Source organism: Cellulosimicrobium sp. Marseille-Q4280 (assembly GCF_943181405.1).
Lineage (GTDB): Bacteria > Actinomycetota > Actinomycetes > Actinomycetales > Cellulomonadaceae > Cellulosimicrobium.
The window spans coordinates 39,657-56,676 of sequence record NZ_CALPBY010000010.1 but is presented as its reverse complement, the minus strand read 5'-3'; the positions used below and the strand labels follow the sequence as shown (position 1 = coordinate 56,676).

At 74.5% G+C, this 17,020-nt stretch carries 11 protein-coding genes, 1 tRNA gene and 1 pseudogene; 4 read left to right on the top strand and 9 right to left on the bottom strand.

The features are described from left to right. The coding region (locus tag NFS20_RS21950) for a DUF2867 domain-containing protein (RefSeq protein WP_251153899.1) at nt 1-574 on the top strand (574 nt) is incomplete at its 5' end. Between the two features lie 103 nt (nt 575-677). Further along, on the top strand, nt 678-3,266 hold the full coding sequence (locus tag NFS20_RS21945; protein ID WP_251153898.1) for a glycoside hydrolase family 9 protein: 2,589 nt from the start codon (nt 678-680) through the stop codon (nt 3,264-3,266). A 47-nt stretch (nt 3,267-3,313) separates the two neighbouring features. Here the strand turns inward: NFS20_RS21945 and NFS20_RS21940 are convergent, their stop codons facing one another. The 7 genes from NFS20_RS21940 to NFS20_RS21910 all read right to left on the bottom strand — a co-directional run bounded on the left by NFS20_RS21940 (nt 3,314) and on the right by NFS20_RS21910 (nt 13,847). After that, nucleotides 3,314-3,814: an acyl-CoA thioesterase gene (locus tag NFS20_RS21940; RefSeq protein ID WP_251153897.1), complete on the bottom strand. Its 501-nt coding sequence runs from the start codon at nt 3,812-3,814 to the stop codon at nt 3,314-3,316. A gap of 180 nt (nt 3,815-3,994) precedes the next feature. Beyond that, the gene (locus tag NFS20_RS21935; RefSeq protein ID WP_251153896.1) at nt 3,995-5,752 is read right to left on the bottom strand and encodes a GTPase; all 1,758 of its coding nucleotides are present in this window, start codon (nt 5,750-5,752) and stop codon (nt 3,995-3,997) included. After that, complete coding sequence (locus NFS20_RS21930; RefSeq protein ID WP_251153895.1) at nt 5,749-7,902, bottom strand: dynamin family protein; 2,154 nt, start codon at nt 7,900-7,902, stop codon at nt 5,749-5,751. Before NFS20_RS21930 ends, NFS20_RS21935 begins: the two co-directional genes overlap by 4 nt. A 375-nt stretch (nt 7,903-8,277) precedes the next feature. Continuing rightward, entirely contained in the window at nt 8,278-9,960 is a 1,683-nt protein-coding gene (ettA, locus tag NFS20_RS21925) for an energy-dependent translational throttle protein EttA (protein ID WP_251153894.1), read from the bottom strand. A gap of 119 nt (nt 9,961-10,079) precedes the next feature. Beyond that, nucleotides 10,080-10,538, bottom strand: coding sequence for a single-stranded DNA-binding protein (locus NFS20_RS21920; protein WP_251153893.1), 459 nt, complete (start codon nt 10,536-10,538; stop codon nt 10,080-10,082). Nucleotides 10,539-10,584: 46 nt separating this feature from the next. Beyond that, complete coding sequence (locus NFS20_RS21915; RefSeq protein ID WP_251153892.1) at nt 10,585-12,171, bottom strand: P-loop NTPase family protein; 1,587 nt, start codon at nt 12,169-12,171, stop codon at nt 10,585-10,587. Further along, entirely contained in the window at nt 12,168-13,847 is a 1,680-nt protein-coding gene (locus tag NFS20_RS21910) for a GTPase (protein WP_251153891.1), read from the bottom strand. Before NFS20_RS21910 ends, NFS20_RS21915 begins: the two co-directional genes overlap by 4 nt. Nucleotides 13,848-14,006: 159 nt before the next feature. Here NFS20_RS21910 and NFS20_RS21905 point away from each other — a divergent pair. Next, nucleotides 14,007-14,082: transfer RNA gene (locus NFS20_RS21905), tRNA-Arg, on the top strand. Between the two features lie 56 nt (nt 14,083-14,138). On the opposite strand, the gene NFS20_RS21900 is transcribed toward NFS20_RS21905, so the two are convergent. Both NFS20_RS21900 and NFS20_RS21895 read right to left on the bottom strand, forming a co-directional pair. After that, on the bottom strand, nt 14,139-14,573 hold the full coding sequence (locus tag NFS20_RS21900; protein WP_251153890.1) for a PPOX class F420-dependent oxidoreductase: 435 nt from the start codon (nt 14,571-14,573) through the stop codon (nt 14,139-14,141). A gap of 71 nt (nt 14,574-14,644) precedes the next feature. Then, nucleotides 14,645-15,364 (bottom strand): annotated as a pseudogene (locus tag NFS20_RS21895) (SDR family NAD(P)-dependent oxidoreductase). 339 nt (nt 15,365-15,703) lie between these two features. On the opposite strand from NFS20_RS21895, the gene NFS20_RS21890 reads away from it, so the two are divergent. Next, complete coding sequence (locus NFS20_RS21890; protein WP_251153889.1) at nt 15,704-16,921, top strand: toxic anion resistance protein; 1,218 nt, start codon at nt 15,704-15,706, stop codon at nt 16,919-16,921. Nucleotides 16,922-17,020: the final 99 nt, after the last annotated feature.

The window sequence follows — 17,020 nt, the reverse complement described above, 5'->3', positions numbered from 1 at the left end:
GTACGTGGACGAGCGGCGCACCGTGGTCGACGCGCCGCACGACGTGCTGTGGCGCGTCGTCGAGGAGATCGGCGGGCAGGGCGGCTGGGACTCGTGGTCCCTCGCGTGGCGCGTGCGCGGGCTGATGGACCGCGTCGTCGGCGGCCCGGGGCTGCGGCGCGGTCGACGCGACGAGCACCGCCTGCGCGTGGACGACGAGCTCGACTGGTGGCGCGTCGAGGCGATCGAGCCGGGGCGCCGGCTCCTGCTGCGCGCCGAGATGCGGCTGCCGGGTCTCGCGTGGCTCGAGCTGCGCGTCGACGACGCGGCGGCGGAGCTCGAGGACGCGACCGATCCCGACGCCCCCGGCCCGTCGCCGGAGGAGGCGAGCGGGCCGGGCCGCACCTACTTCGCCCAGCGCGCGCTGTTCCACCCGCACGGTCTCGCCGGCCAGCTCTACTGGTGGTCCGTCAAGCCGTTCCACGGCGTCGTGTTCGGCGGCATGCAGCGCAACATCGCGGAGGCGGCCGAGCGCGCGGCGCGCTCCGGGCACGACGACGCGGCGCCTGCCGCGGGCACGGGTCCGCGGGTCTAAACGTTTCGCGGTCGGACGTCTCCTTGACGTCCCGGCCGCGCGGTCCGGACAGTGGCGACGGCCCGCGCGTCGACGAGGACGCGCGGCGGACCGAGAGGCAGCCATGGACCGACGACCCTCCGCGCGCACCCGCGCCGCGGCCAGCGCCCGGACGACCCGGCCCACCGCCGTCGCGACGACGTGCGCCCTGCTCGCCGCCGGTCTCACGACCGTCGCCGCTCCGGCGTCGGCAGCCGTGGAGCCGAACTACGCCGAGGCGCTCCAGAAGTCGCTGTTCTTCTACGACGCGCAGCGCTCGGGCGACCTGCCCGACGACTTCCGCGTGAGCTGGCGCGGCGACTCCGCGCTCGACGACGGCGCCGACGTCGGGCTCGACCTCACCGGCGGCTGGTACGACGCGGGCGACCACGTGAAGTTCGGGCTGCCGATGGCGTTCACCACGACGATGCTCGCGTGGGGCGCGCTCGCGAGCCCGGACGGGTACGCGGCGTCGGGCCAGGAGGACGAGCTGCTCGACTCGCTGCGCTGGGTGAACGACTACTTCGTCAAGGCGCACCCGGAGCCGGACGTGCTCTACGCCCAGGTCGGCGACGGCGACGCCGACCACAAGTGGTGGGGCCCGGCCGAGGCGATGCAGATGGCACGCCCCGCCTACAAGGTCGACCCCTCGTGCCCCGGCAGCGACGTCGCAGGCGAGACCGCGGCGGCCATGGCGGCGTCGTCCATCGTCTTCGCCGAATCCGACCCGGCGTACGCGGCCGAGCTGCGCCGCCACGCCGTCGAGCTCTACGACTTCGCCGACACGTACCGCGGGAAGTACTCCGACTGCGTGCCCGTCGGGAGCTTCTACAACTCGTGGTCCGGCTACCAGGACGAGCTCGTGTGGGGCGCGTACTGGCTGTACGAGGCGACCGGCGACGCCGCCTACCTGGCGAAGGCCGAGCAGGAGTACGCCGGGCTGTCGACCGAACCGCAGACGAGCACGCGCTCGTACCGGTGGACGATCGCGTGGGACGACAAGACGTACGGCGCGTACGCGCTGCTCGCGCAGGCGACCGGCAAGCAGCAGTACGTCGACGACGCGAACCGCTGGCTCGACTTCTGGACCACCGGGTACCAGGGCCAGCGGGTGCGCTACTCCCCCGGTGGTCAGGCGTTCCTCGACTCCTGGGGCTCGCTGCGCTACGCCGCGAACACCGCGTTCGTCGCGCTCACGTACGGCGACTGGCTGCGCGAGCGCGGCGACACCGCACGCGCCGACAGGTACCAGGACTTCGGGGAGCGGCAGGTCGACTACGCGCTCGGGGACAACCCGCGCGGCTCGTCGTACGTCGTCGGGTACGGCGAGAACCCCCCGCAGAACCCCCATCACCGCACCGCGCACGGCTCGTGGCTCGACTCCCTCGCCCAGCCCGTCGAGACGCGGCACGTGCTGTACGGGGCGCTCGTCGGCGGCCCGGGGTCGCCGGACGACGCGTACGTGGACAGCCGCACGGACTACGTCGCCAACGAGGTCGCGACGGACTACAACGCGGGCTTCACGTCCGCGCTCGCGCACCTCGTCGGTGAGCACGGCGGCACGCCGCTCGCGGGCTTCCCGCAGCCGGAGACGCCCGACCAGGACGAGTTCGTCGTCGAGTCGCGGCTCAACCAGCCGGGGACGGCGTTCACCGAGATCAAGGCGATCCTGCGCAACCGGTCCGCGTTCCCTGCGCGTGTCCTCGACGACGTCCGCCTGCGCTACTGGTTCACGCTCGACGAGGGCGCGAACCCCTCGTCGGTCCGCGCCACGACGAACTACTCCGAGTGCCCCGGCGCCACGGCGAGCGTCGGGCACGCCGGTGGCGACCAGTACTACGTCGAGATCGACTGCTCCGGGTCGCTCGTCCACCCCGGTGGCCAGTCGCAGCACCGCCGCGAGATCCAGTTCCGCGTCACCGCGGACGTGTGGGACGCGGCGGACGACTGGTCCTACGGCGACGTCGCGACGGGCGAGACGCTCACGGACAACCGGCGGATCACCTTGTACGAGGGCGACGAGCTCCTGTGGGGCGACGAGCCGGGCTCGACGGAGCCGGACCCCGACGACGAGACCGCGCCGACGACGCCCGGATCGCCCGCCGTGCGCGACGTCACCGCGACCGGCGCGACCGTCTCCTGGGCCGCGTCCACCGACGCGGGCAGCGGGGTCGCCGGCTACGACGTGCTGCTCGACGGCGAGCCCGTCGCCACGGTCACCGGGACGAGCCACGCCCTCACCGGGCTGACGCCCGAGACCGCCTACCGCGTGAGCGTCGTCGCCACCGACCGCGCCGGCAACGCCTCCCCGGCGAGCGCTGCGACGTCGTTCACGACGAGCACGACGCCCGACGCCGCGGCGTGCGCCGTGCGGTGGACGTCGAGCGACTGGGCAAGCGGCGGGACCGTGACCCTGCGCCTGACGAACACGGGGCTCACGGCCCTCTCAGGCTGGACGCTCGGGTTCTCCTTCCCCGCCGGCCAGACGCTCACGAACGGGTGGAGCGCGGCGTGGTCGCAGACCGGCGCCGCCGTCACCGCCCGCTCTGCGAGCTGGAACGGGACGGTTCAGCCCGGCGGCTCCGTCGAGGTCGGGTTCAACGTGACGCACGGCGGCGCGAACACGCCGCCGGCGCAGATCACGCTCGACGGCGCGGCGTGCACCGTGTCGTGACGCCGAGCGGGCGGGCCGGAGCGGGCGGCCCGCCCGCGGACCGATGCTCAGCCCCGACGGCGGAACACCAGCGGCTCCTCGACGTAGGGCTCCCACGCCGCGCGCTCGGTGTCGGTGAGGCGGCGCGGCCTGCCGGTCGCGGCGTCGACCACGACGATCGTCGTCGTGGCCTTCGCGTAGGCCTCGCCGCCGGAGGTGGGGCCGGTCCGTCCGAAGCCGCCGGGGACGCCGTCGTGCACCTCGTAGCAGACCTCGAGGCTCGCACCGCCGAGGTGACCGACCCACAGCTCGACCCGGACCGGCGTCCGCGTGAACCCCAGCGGCCGCAGGTACTGGATCTCCTGGCGCGCGACGAGCGTGTGGCTCGTGGCGTGCGGGCCCGTCTCGAGCACCGCGGTGGGCCACGCGTCCTCTCCCGCCTCGGGATGCGTCCAGAACGCGGTGATGCGCGCGTCCTCGAGCAGGCGGAACATCTCGACGTTGTTCACGTGGGCGTAGGCGTCGAGGTCCGACCACCGCAACGGGACGGGGACGTGCAGGCGGGTCATGGAGGTCCTCTCGGTGCTGCGGGCGGTGCTCTGCGCCGACGGCGCGCTGGTGCGACGACCATTCTGCAGCCCTGCCGCTGGTGCCGAGCACGACCCTGCCCGCCGTCGAGCACGACCTGAAGGTCGTTCTGGACGTCTTGACGACCGTCAGGTCGTGTTCGGCACCCTGAGGGGCCCGCCTCAGGAGGCGGCGACGAGAGCTCCGGCGCGGCACCGGGCGAGCGCGGCGAGCTCCTCGCCCACGGGGAGGCGCACGACGGCGTCGGCGACCTGGGTGATCGCGGCGCGCAGGCGCCGTCGGGCACGGGCCGCACGGCGCCTGCCGCCGACCGCGGCCGCGACCCGCGCGGCGAGCGCGAGCACGACCCCGACGACGACGCCGCCGAGGACGAGCAGCGTCGGCCACGGGAGCTCGGGCGCGCCGGCACCGCCGAGCGTGAGCACGGGAGTCGGCGGTTCGGGCAGCCGCAGGTAGGCGAACAGCCAGAGCACGGCGAGCCACACCAGCCCCGCGACGAGCGCTGCGAGCACGAGCCACTGCAGAACACCGACGACGCGCCACCACGCGGGTCGGCGCGACGCCTCGAGCTCGGTCCCCGCGACCGCGCGGTCGAGCGCGTCCGGGAGGTCGGACGTGCCGTCCGCCGCCCGACGGCGCGCCACGAGCGCCCAGGCGTCCGGCACCCCGCGCGTCGCGGCGTCCACGTAGTCGCGCACCGCCGTCTGCGCCCCCGCACGCAGCGCCGCGGGGACGGCCGGCAGCGAGGTCCGCCCGAGGTCCTCGCGCGGCGGACCGGCGGTGCCGGGGCCGCCCAGCGCCTTCGCCGTGCGCGCCGCGCGCGAGCCCGGCGCCGGCCCGGAGCGCAGGCCGATGCGGCGCAGCGGGTCGGGTCGGAACCGCCCGAGCCAGCGCGTGACGGGCCACCCCGTCGCCGCGCGCGCGTCGCGCACCGCGGAGCCGCGGACCGCCGCGACGACCGTCGGCACGCCCGCCGCGGCCTCCAGGGCGTCGACCAGCCCGTCGCGCGCCCGCTGTGCCGCGCGTTCGGGCGGGGGGTCGCCGCACGCGTCGGCGATGCGCCGGGCGACGGCGCGCTCGTCGGCGGCGAGCCGGTCGTTCGCGGCCCGACGGCGTGCGGCCGCGTCGGCGAGCAGTCCACGCAGCGCGTCCATCCCCTGACCCGTGCGCGCCGAGACGCCGAGGACGCGCGCGTCGGCGAGCCCGTCATGCGAGGCGAGGCGGCGGAGGTCGGCGAGGCACGCGTCGGCGTCCGCGGGCGACAGACGGTCGACCTGGTTGAGCACGAGGACGACGACCGACGCGTGCCCGGCGAGCGGCCGCAGGTAGCGCTCGTGGAGCGCGGCGTCCGCGTACTTCTGCGGGTCGACGACCCACACGAGGAGGTCGGCCCGCTCGACGAGGCGCTCTGCGCGGACCCGGTGCTCGGTGACGACCGAGTCGTGGTCGGGCAGGTCCAGCAGCACGAGCCCGCTCGTCAGCTCGGCCGGTCGGCGGCCCGTGCCGCGCAGGATCCCGCGCAGGCCGCCCGGCCTCATGTCCTGCTCCGCGGTGTCGCCCGATGCGAGGGGCGTGCCCATCTCGTGCCGCCGGGACACCTCGAGCCAGTCGAGCAGCGCGCCGGCCGGACCCGCTCCGCCCTGTCCCCACACCGCCGCGAGCGCGTGCGACGTCGTCGGTCTCTGGACCCCGACCGTCGCGAGCTCGCCGCCGGCCAGCGCGTTGAAGACCGACGACTTCCCCGAGCCCGTCGCCCCGGCGAGCGCGACGACCGTGTGGTCGGCGGACAGCCCGGCGCGCTCGCGCGCACGTCCGGCGACGTCGCGCGCGTCGGCCACGAGGGTCGCGTCGAGCCGCCCGTCGCCCGCGAGGAGGGCCGACTCGAGCGCGGCGGTCCGGTCCGCGAGGTCGATGCTCACTGCTGACCCTCTCCCTCGGCCGGCGCCTCGTCCTGCGGCGAGTCCTGCGGCGAGTCCTGGCCGCCGGCCCCCGCGGTCGCGTCCCGTGCGGGCCGGCCGAAGAGCCGGCGCCAGAAGCCTGCCCGCGTGCCGTCGTCGACGACCTCGCCCGTCGTCGTCTCGTCGGCGGTCCCGCGTCCGGCACCGCGCAGGGGTCGCGCCGCGTGGCGGCCCGTCACCGGGCCGGCCGGTGCGGGTCGACCGGCTCGCTCGGCGCGTGCGGCGGTCTCGACCGCGTGCGCCGCGTCGCGCACCCCCTGGGCGGCGGTCACCGCGTCGGCGCTCCCCAGGGCGTCGAGCTGGGCGGTGAACCGCCGGGCCTCGGCGTCGAGCACCTCGTCCACGCGCTCGGCGAGCCGCTCGCGGGCCGTCTGCGTGAGGCGGCGCACGGCGTCGTCGCCGAACACCGCCTCGAGCAGCTTCTGGGCGACGATCGCCGTGCCGCCGGCGATCCCGACCTCCGCGCCGGTGATCCCCCCGGTCGACGCGAAGACCAGGACCATGAGGCTGACGCCGAGCCCGTTGATCCCGAACGACAGCGCGCGCGCCGCGCCCCGCTTCCCGGCACCCTGCTCGCGTACGAGGTCGAGCACGTCGCCCTGCCATGCCCGGATCTGCGCCGCGACCTCGGTGCGGGCGCCGGCCGAGGACCGCGAGAGGTCGAGCCCGTCGAGCAGCGCGAGGCCGGACGGGTCGGAGCGCCACGTGCCGTGGGCGCGATCCGCGGCGGTGTCGGCGGCGTCGAGGACGACCGCTTCCAGGCCGTGCGCGATGGCCTGCTCGACCTGCGGCGCCTGCGCGGGACGTCCGCGGAAGAACGACGCGATCGCGTCGCGGACCCGTCCCACCCCCTGCTCCACGGCGCGGAAGATCTCGCTCGTGCCGACGAAGTCCTGCCACCGCGCGAGCACCTCGCCGCGCAGGAGCGCGCCGTCGCTCGTCGCGGCGTCGACCTGGGCCGCCGCGTCCGCGTACGCGCGCTCGACCACGTCCCGCAGCCGCGCGTCCGACGTCCCCTGGGCGTCCGCGGCCCCGGCGACGAGCACGGCGCGGCGCACGAGGTCGTCGACGACGCCGTCACGCGTCGCGAGCGCGATCCGGTCCCTCGCGTCGGCGTCGACGCCCAGCTCCGTGAGCCAGGCCGACACCTCGGCGACGGACCGCTCGGGCAGGAACCCGTCCACGAGGTCGGACTCGCCGACGACGAAGAGCGGCGACGCGCCCAGCCCGTTCTCGGCCATCATGCGCCGCAGGTCGTCGGCCACGGCCTCGGCGCCGGGGTCCACGCGGTCGAGCACGATCGCGACCTGGGCCCGCCGCTCGGCGGCCCGGTGCAGCAGGTCCCACGGGACGGCGTCCGCGTACCGCGCGGCGGTGGTGACGAAGAGCCACAGGTCGGCCGCACCGAGCAGCTGGGCGGCGAGCTCCCGGTTCGCCGTCTCGACCGAGTCGACGTCGGGCGCGTCGACGAGCGCCAGCCCCTGCGGCAGCGCGTCGCTCGCCACCAACCGCAGCGAGCGGGACAGGTCCGTGCCGCCACCTGCCGCGCCCGCCCCGGTGCCGGTGCCGGTGCCGGTGCCGGTGCCGGTGCCGGTGCCGGTGCCGGTGCCGGTGCCGGTGCCGGTGCCGGTGCCGGTGCCACGGTCGGCAGCGCGGTGCGTGCTGACCCGCGCGAGCCCGGGCAGCACGCGGTCGGTCGAGAACCACCGCTCGTCCAGCGGATGGTGGACGAGCACCGGCGCGCGCGTCGTGGGCCGCAGCACGCCGGGCGCGGACACGTGCTCGCCCAGCAGGGAGTTGACGAGCGTCGACTTGCCCGCTCCCGTCGACCCCCCGACGACGACGAGCAGCGGCGCGGCGTGCGACCTCAGCCGCGGCAGCAGGTAGTCGTCGAGCTGGTCCACGGCGAGCGCGAGGTCGTGCCGCGCCGTCGCGACGCCCGGCACCTCGAGCGGCAGACGCAGCGCCGCGAGCCGCCCCCGCAGGATCTCCAGCGCCTCGACCAGCCCCGCGGTCCCCGCCCCCGCGCTCGTCAGCGCCGCCACGTCGCCGCCGTGCTCCTCGACATCGCCGGCAGCGGCGTCGGCACGAGGCGCTCCGGGGTCGGTCATCCCGCCAGTCTGCCGCAACGCCCCAGGCCAGGCGCGCGCACGGCCCACCGCCGCGAGGACGGATTATCCCATCCGCGACAGGGACGGGCCGTGGACGAGAGGAGGGACGAACCCCGTGACGTCGACGACATGGGGAGCAAGAGGCAGGACGAAACCCATGTGGACGACGAGAAGGCGAGACGGCACGCGAGCCCGGCGGGAACGACGGCGCGCGCGGGTCGTGGCGGGTCTGGCGGGAGGCCGCGAGGCACGAGCGGCCGGATGGTAGACCCGCGCGCGCCGTCGTGGACGCCGGGCGGAGGTAGCCGCACCGAACGCCGCACGCAGCACGACGACGCCGGGCGGGAAGCACCCGCCCGGCGTCGTCGGGACCGATCAGTCGCGCGTGAGCTTGCGGTACGTCACACGGTGCGGACGCGCCGCGTCGGCGCCGAGGCGCTCGACCTTGTTCTCCTCGTACGACGCGAAGTTCCCCTCGAACCAGTACCAGCTCGCCGGGTTCTCCTCGGTGCCCTCGTACGCGAGGATGTGCGTCGCGACGCGGTCGAGGAACCACCGGTCGTGGGACACGACGACGGCGCAGCCGGGGAACTCGAGCAGCGCGTTCTCGAGCGAGCCGAGGGTCTCGACGTCGAGGTCGTTGGTGGGCTCGTCGAGCAGCAGGAGGTTGCCGCCCTGCTTGAGCGTGAGCGCCAGGTTGAGGCGGTTGCGCTCACCGCCGGACAGCACGCCCGCGGGCTTCTGCTGGTCCGGGCCCTTGAACCCGAACGACGCGACGTACGCGCGCGACGGGATCTCGACGTTGCCGACCTTGATGAAGTCGAGGCCGTCGGACACGACCTCCCAGAGCGTCTTCTTGGGGTCGATGCCGCCGCGCGACTGGTCGACGTACGAGATCGAGACGGTCTCGCCGACCTTGAGGTCGCCACCGTCGAGGGGCTCGAGACCGACGATCGACTTGAACAGCGTCGTCTTGCCGACGCCGTTGGGGCCGATGACGCCGACGATGCCGTTGCGCGGCAGCGTGAAGCTCAGGCCGTCGATGAGCTGGCGACCGTCGAAGCCCTTCTGGAGGTTCGTCGCCTCGAGGACCAGGTTGCCCAGGCGCGGGCCCGGCGGGATCTGGATCTCCTCGAAGTCGAGCTTCCTGGTGCGCTCGGCCTCGGCAGCCATCTCCTCGTAGCGCGCGAGTCGCGCCTTCGACTTGGTCTGGCGGCCCTTGGCGTTGGACCGGACCCACTCGAGCTCCTCCCTGAGGCGCTTGGCAAGCTTGGCGTCCTTCTTGCCCTGGACCTGCAGGCGCTCGCCCTTCTTCTCGAGGTAGGTCGAGTAGTTGCCCTCGTAGGGGTAGAGGCGTCCGCGGTCGACCTCGCAGATCCACTCGGCGACGTGGTCGAGGAAGTACCGGTCGTGGGTGACCGCGAGGATCGCGCCGGGGTACGACGCGAGGTGCTGCTCGAGCCACAGCACGGACTCGGCGTCGAGGTGGTTGGTGGGCTCGTCGAGGAGCAGCAGGTCGGGCTTCTCGAGGAGGAGCTTGCACAGCGCGACGCGGCGGCGCTCACCACCGGAGAGCACAGACACGTCCGCGTCCGGCGGGGGGCAGCGCAGCGCGTCCATCGCCTGCTCGAGCTGCGAGTCGAGGTCCCACGCGTCGGCGGCGTCGATCGCCTCCTGGAGCGTGCCCATCTCGGCGAGCAGCGCGTCGAAGTCCGCGTCGGGCTCGGCCATGAGGGCGGAGATCTCGTCGAAGCGGTGCTTCTTGGCGAGGATGTCCGCGACGGCCTCCTGGACGTTGCCGAGGACCGTCTTCTCCTCGTTGAGCGGCGGCTCCTGCAGGAGGATCCCGACGCTGTAGCCCGGGGAGAGGCGCGCCTCGCCGTTCGAGGGCGTGTCGAGGCCCGCCATGATCTTGAGGATCGTGGACTTCCCGGCACCGTTCGGGCCCACGACGCCGATCTTCGCGCCGGGCAGGAAGTTCAGGGAGACGTCGTCGAGGATGACCTTGTCGCCGTGCGCCTTGCGCGCCTTGTACATGGAGTAGATGAACTCAGCCACAGCCTGTGTTTCCACCGTTCGGTCGGTCTGGAGTGGAGTCGGGATTCTCGACCACTCAGCGTACGCGGTCGGGCCGCCGCACGGGTCCTGACGGACGGTGCACCGTGCGGCGGGACCGCTCAGACCGTCGCGAGGTGCTCCTCGTCCGCCGGCGCCTCCTCCTCCACGACGCCCTCGGTCGCGTCGAGGGCGGCCGTCGCGCTGTCCTCGCGCCGGTGCACCGTGCGCGCGAACCGGGACTCGCCGAGCGTCAGGTCGTGGCCGAGCGAGGTCGCCTCGACGACGAGGCTCGTCCGCGGCCCGTCGGGACCGACCCACTCGTCGACCGACAGCCGACCCGTCACGACGACGGGGTCGCCCTTGTGCAGCGACGTCGCGACGTTCCGCGCGACGTGCTTGAACGCCTTGACCGTGAACCAGAGCGTGCGCCCGTCGACCCACTCGCCGCGCTCGCGGTCGAGGTAGCGGCGCGTCTGCGCGATGCGGAAGCTCGTGAAGTCCGTGCCGGACTCGGACGTGAAGAGCGTGGGCGTCGTCGCGACGAAGCCCGAGAACGTGACGGTGACGTCACCGTGCATGGGTGCCTCCTGAGGCCGGTGCGCCGGGCCCGTCCCGGCGACCGCCTCAGGGTGCGCTGCGCGCGGTGCCGCCGTCCGACGTCGTGCGCTCGCCTGTGGACGACGCCTCCAGATCCGGGCCTGTGGGTAGCCGTAGCGGCCCGGTCAGCGGCGCGGCGGGCGCCCGGTCCCGCGCGGACTGCGCGAGCTCGCGGACCTGCCGGTGCGTGTCGAGCAGGTCCTGGGTGGGCCGGCCCATCGCCTCCTGCACCACCCGCTCGATCGCGCCGCGGCCCGACGCGAGGACCTGCTGCTCGCGCCGTCGGGCGAGCGTGCGGCGCACCTGGACCACCGCGAGGAAGCACACGACCGCACCGAGCACCGCGACGGCCGCCACGACCGCGCACACCGTGACGAGCGCGCGCGACAGGTCGAGCACACCGAGGGAGCCCAGGACGGCGAGCACACCCGCGACCACCCCGACCGCGAGCGCCACCCACGCGGCGCGGCGCGTGGGCCGCGCGGACGCCGGGCCGCGCGTGTCCAGCGGGATCTTCGACAGCGCCGCGACGGTCGCCTCCGTGATGCCCCTCGCCTGCGCGACGGTGCCGTCGAGCGCCTGCCGCCAGCCCGGGCGCAGCGCACGGCCCGCCCGTTCGATCCAGCGCGACCGCGACAGGGCGACCGCGTCGGGCTGCGGCGGGGAGAACTCGGGACGCCCGTAGCCGTTGCGGACCGCGGCGCCGACCTGACCGGCGACGGCCGCGAGCCCGGTGGCCTCGGCGAGCCTGTCGACCTCCTCCTCGACCGCCGTGCTCATCGTCCACGGCACGTCCCCCGGGATCTCCGCGAGCAGCAGCGCGCCCGCGCGGTCGAGCTCGCCCGCGACCCGGCTCGCCGCGACGCTGCGTCGTGCGACGGCCTGCTCGAGCAGGTCGCGCAGCTCGTCCAGACCCTCGCCCGTGCGGGCGGACACCGTCGTGACGTAGACGCCGGTGAGCCCGTCCTCGGCCAGGAGCCGGTCCATGTCGTCGACCAGGGACGCGCGCCGGCTCTCCGGCACGGTGTCGATCTGGTTGAGCACCACGACCATCGACCCCTCGAGCCCCGCGGACTTCTGGAGGTATCCGGAGTGAAGAGCGTCGTCGGCGTACTTCTGCGGGTCGACGACCCACACGAGCAGGTCGACCAGCGGCAGCACGCGGTCCACGACGGCCCGGTGCGCGGGCTCGATCGAGTCGTGGTCGGGCAGGTCGAGCAGCACGAGGCCGCCGAGCGCCGATTCGTCGTCGGCGTCGAGCATGCCGTCGCGCGTGATGCGGCGCTCCGCGTCGACCTCGAGCCAGTCGAGCAGCGCCGTCGCCGCGTCGCTCCACGCGCACGCGGTGATGCGCGCCGTGGTCGGGCGCTTGACGCCGACGTCCGCGAAGTCGAGCCGCGAGACGCGGTTGAACAGGCTGGACTTGCCCGACCCGGTGCCGCCCGCGAGCGCGACGACCGTGTGGTCGACGCCGAGCGCGAGCCGCTCGCGCACACCGCCGATCGCGTCGCGCACCTGCGCCGCGACGGCCGGGTCGAGCCGGTCGCCCGCGAGGTCCACCGCGCGCTCGAGGTCCTCGGTGCGGGCGCGCAGCTGGGCGTCGTGGGACGTCACATGAGCCTCCTCAGCTCGGCGAGTCGTAGGCGCAGGCCGACGGCGGCGTCCGGGGCGAGCGCGGGCACGTCGAGCGCCGCGAGGACCGGCTCGGCCTCCCGGTCGACCATCGCCTCGGCGCGGTCCGCCAGGTCCGACGTCAGGGCGGAGAGGGCGTCGTCCGCGGTGTCGGCGAGCGTCGTGCGGACGAGGGCCGCGGCGTCGTCGCTCCCGGCGGCCGCGGCGAGCAGGAGGGCGGCGAGACCGCGCTCCCCGAACGCCTTGACCGCCGCGCGCGCCGCGTCCGTCGCGTTCGGTGCACCGAGCTGCTCGACCACCTGGTCGGCCCGCGCGGTCCACTCGTCCACGTGACGAGCGGCGGCGGCCTCGCGCGGAGCGGTCGCCGCCTCGCCGTCGGGTGCGACGGCGGCCCCGCCCGGGAGCGGTCGTGAGCCGACGAGCGCCGCGCGCAGCGCGTCGTGCGCCTGCGCCCCGTGCGCGGCGAGGGTGCGGCCGACCACGGCACGGACCTCGGCGTGGAGCGGCCCGAGCGCGACGTCGCGTGCCCTGCCCCGACGACGCGTCGAGCGCACGACGCCGCCCCGCACCTTCACCCGGTCGACCTTGTCCGCGCCGGCGATCTGGGACCAGCGCGCCGCGAGGGACCCGCGCGACGAGTCTCCGCGCAGGACCGACTCCCGGGCCTGCGCGCGCACCGGTGGCAGCGCGGCGGTCACCGCGTCACGGAGCACCTGCGCCGCCTCGATCTGCTGCTCGACCGCGTCGGAGACGCCCGTCACCCACGACGGCAGCGCGGCGAGCGAGCCCTTGAGCGTGCGCACGATCACCGCGCGCGAGCGGTCCGGCCCGGCGAGCATCGTCAGCCAGCGCGCGACGGGCGCCACGACCGATCGGTCCAGCAGACCCTCGTGCGGGCCGACGTCGGGCACGACGAACAGCGGCACGCCGTCCATGCCGTGCTCGCGCAGACGTTGCAGCAGGTCGCCGCGGATCGTCGTGAGCGTCTCGCGCGGCACGCGGTTGAGGACCATCGCGACGCTCGCGCCACGCTCCATCGCGCGGCTCAGGGCCTTCCAGGGGAGCGCGTCGCCGTAGCGCGACGCCGTCGTGACGAACAGCCACAGGTCCGCCGCCTCGAGCAGCAGGCCCGCCGTCTCGCGGTTCTCCGACAGGAGCGAGTCGAGGTCGGGGGCGTCGAGCAGCGCGGTGCCGCGCGGCACGCCGTCGTGGTCGATGACGCGCGACACGCGCGTCGCCGGGCCCTCGACGATCACGTCGGCGTCCAGGGGGTTGAACGCGAGGACGGGCTCGCGCGTCGTCGGGCGCAGCACGCCGGCCTGCGACACCTCCTCGCCGAGCAGCGAGTTGTACAGCGTCGACTTGCCCGCGCCGGTGGACCCGGCCACCACGACCACGGCCGGCGACGACAGCTCCTTGAGGCGCGGCAGCAGGTGCTCGTCGAGCTGGGTCAGCAGGCGGTCCCGTGACGCGGCCGCCTCGTCGGCGCCCTCGATCGCGAGCGGGAGCTCGACGGCGGCCACGTCCCGCCGCAGGTCACGGGCCACGTCGAAGACGGTGACGCCCAGCTCCTCGCCCTGCTCGGCACGGCCGCGGCCCGCCACGCCGCCCGGGCCTGCGGCACTCTGGGCGCCGGTCGCGACGTCTCGGGTTCTCACGGGTTCATCCTGACGCCTGGACCCGACCCCGCAAAACGTACGCGCCGTCCGTCCAGGTCGGCTGCGGGTCGGCTGCAGGTCGGCCTGCAGGTCGGCCTGCAGGCCGGGTGGCGGTCGTGACCTGCCGGGCACGCGACCCGCACACTACGATGGCTGCGCGCCTCGATAGCTCAATGGATAGAGCAACGGCCTTCTAATCCGTAGGTTGCAGGTTCGAGTCCTGCTCGGGGCACCACACCTGGGGCCCGGCAGCCGCGCTGCGGGCAGGATCAAGCGCCCCGCGGCGGTCGGTCAGCCGAACGACTGCGCGTCGGCGTGCTCGATCTCCACGAGGAACGCGTGCCGCTCCTCGCCCCGCGGGTAGGGCCCGCCCGTGTAGAGGACCGAGATGCGGTCGACGACCGCCCAGCCGGGCTCGCCGTCGAGCACCTCGACGACGCGGCCCCGCAGTGTCGCCATGACGAACGGGTTCGCGGTCTCGGTCACCGAGACCGCGACGCGCGGGTCGCGCGCGAGGTTGCGGGCCTTGCGCGAGCCCGGACCGGTGAGGAACGCCAGCCGGTCGCCCTCCCAGGCGACCCAGAGGGGCACGACGTGCGGGGCGCCGTCGGGCAGGACCGTCGCGAGGTGCGCGACGTGCGGTCCCGCGACGAGCGCACGAGCGCCCTCGGGGACGTGGGCGGGGCCGGGTGAGGCCTGGGCGATGGACGAGCCGTGGTCGGTCATGGTGTCCCGACCGTGTCCGAGAGGCCGACTCATCGGTGCGCCGGTCCAGCGGACCAGCCGGATCGTCCGGATCAGCCGACGATCGCGCCGCACGACAGGTCGAGGACGACGCCCGTCGTCGCGCCCGCGGCGTCGGACGCGAGGTAGACCGCGCTGCCCGCGACCTCGGCGAGCCGCGGCAGCCGGCCGAGCAGCGTGTCGTCCACGAGGTCGGGCAGGTCCTCGTCCTTCGCCCCGGCGGTCTCCGGCGTGAAGTTGGGCCGCAGCCCGACGACGCGCACCCCGTCGCGCCCGACCTCGCCCGCGAGCCCGCGCACGAGCGCCTCGAGTGCGGCGCACGCGACGTTGAACCCGCCCATCTCGTGCCGCGACTCCTGCGCCGCCGTCGACGAGAGCACCACGACGACGCCCGAGCCCTAGGCGACCATGTGCCGCGCCGCGGTGCCCGCGGTGTGCGTGTGGCGCCGCACGGCCTGCGTCACGGGGACCAGGACGTCGTCGGGATCCATGTCGACGAACGGCACGTTCTGCACCGCGTCCATCCCCACCGCGTTGAACGACACGTCGAGGCTCCCCGCGGTCGCCACGACGTGTGCCGCGTGGTCGTGCACCGCGCCGAGGTCGTCGACGTCGAGCACCGCGGCCTCGGCCGCTCCCCCGGCGGCCCGGATCTCGTCCACGAGCGCGTCGAGCGTCGCGGCCGTCCGCCCCGCGAGGAACACGCGGGCGCCCGCGCCGGCGAAGGCCCGGCTCACCGCCGACCCCATCGACCCGGCGGCCCCGTAGACCACGGCGTTCTTCCCGGCGAGCTGCACGGTCGTCCCCGTTCCTCGATGTCCGCGGCACGTCCGCGGCCGTGCCCGTGCACGTGCCCGCGCCGCGCGGTCGACAGGGACGACGGCGCCCGTGCGTGGAACTCATCGGCCGCGCGCACGTTGTGCTCGGCATGGGCAGTTCTCACCCTCCTGGGGTGGGAAAGGGTAAAGATCGGGCCAGCCGTCGTAGATATACTCGCCGGACCGGCCCTGGGCCGGTTCCGCCCGGTTCGCCCGGGTACCCGGGGGCGTGCGACAGCCCTCCCCCAGCCGCCACCGACGGCGACCGACGGCACGCACGAGCGAAGGATCGAGATGACCGAGGCAGCACCGCTCCAGCCCCCCGCCCCGACGGAGACGCTCACGCTCACCGCGCCGGAACCCGTCAAGCCCGTCGCCGCCACGCAGGCCCCCTCGTTGGCGCCGCGCGTCGACGAGGCCGCGATCCCGGGTCTCGAGGCCAAGGTCGGCTCGTACCTCGACCAGCTCCTGTCCGCGGACACCCGCTCCCCCGAGTTCGCCGCCAAGGCCGACGACGTCCGCAAGATGGGCGACGCCGACATCCGCGCCGCGGCCGACGTGTCGAACCGCATGCTCGACATGCCCGTCAAGGAGTTCCGCGAGGGCGGGGTCTCCGACAGCTCCAAGATCAGCAAGTCCCTCCTCGAGCTGCGCCGCACCGTCGAGGACCTCGACCCGAGCGAGGCACCGATCGGCAAGAAGCTGCTCGGCATCATCCCGTTCGGCGGCAAGATCCAGGACTACTTCCGTCGCTACGAGAGCTCGCAGTCCCAGCTCAACGCGATCGTCCAGTCGCTCTACAACGGGCAGGACGAGCTCCGCAAGGACAACGCCGCGCTCAACCTGGAGAAGCAGAACCTCTGGGACACGATGGGGCGCCTCAACCAGTACATCTTCATCGCCGAGCGCCTCGACACCGAGCTCTCCACGAAGATCTCCCAGCTCGAGACGACCGACCCCGAGCGGGCCCAGGCCCTGCGCGAGGACGTGCAGTTCTACGTGCGTCAGAAGCACCAGGACCTGCTGACGCAGCTCGCGGTGTCCATCCAGGGCTACCTCGCGATGGACATCATCATGAAGAACAACCTCGAGCTCATCAAGGGCGTCGACCGCGCGACGACGACCACCATCTCGGCGCTGCGCACGGCCGTCATCGTCGCGCAGGCGCTCGCCCACCAGAAGCTCGTGCTGGACCAGATCACGGCGCTCAACACGACGACGTCGAACATGATCGCGTCGACGTCGAAGATGCTCGCGGACCAGTCGGCGACCATCCAGTCGCAGGCGGCGAGCGCGACCGTGGGGCTCCCGCAGCTCCAGCAGGCGTTCGCGAACATCTACGCGACGCTCGACTCGATCTCGACGTTCAAGACGCAGGCGCTCGACTCGATGGCGCAGACGATCGGCGTCCTCGAGACCGAGACCACGAAGGCCAACGAGTACCTCGACCGGGCGCGCCGCTCCGACGTGTCGCAGGCCGGCAACGGCTCGCTCGACATCGGCCGGCTCTGAGCCGCCCCGCATGACGACGCCGACACCTGCAGCAGCACCCGCACCATCCGCAGAGTTTCCCCTGTCATCTCCCGCACGCACCCCGAGCTGGACGGTCGC

Bases quoted from the DNA above. Each gene is read 5' to 3' on its own strand.
- NFS20_RS21920 (WP_251153893.1), bottom strand. From the start codon at position 10,538: ATGCACGGTGACGTCACCGTCACGTTCTCGGGCTTCGTCGCGACGACG.
- NFS20_RS21940 (WP_251153897.1), bottom strand. From the start codon at position 3,814: ATGACCCGCCTGCACGTCCCCGTCCCGTTGCGGTGGTCGGACCTCGAC.
- NFS20_RS21945 (WP_251153898.1), top strand. From the start codon at position 678: ATGGACCGACGACCCTCCGCGCGCACCCGCGCCGCGGCCAGCGCCCGG.
- NFS20_RS21930 (WP_251153895.1), bottom strand. From the start codon at position 7,902: ATGACCGACCCCGGAGCGCCTCGTGCCGACGCCGCTGCCGGCGATGTC.
- NFS20_RS21890 (WP_251153889.1), top strand. From the start codon at position 15,704: ATGACCGAGGCAGCACCGCTCCAGCCCCCCGCCCCGACGGAGACGCTC.
- NFS20_RS21900 (WP_251153890.1), bottom strand. From the start codon at position 14,573: ATGACCGACCACGGCTCGTCCATCGCCCAGGCCTCACCCGGCCCCGCC.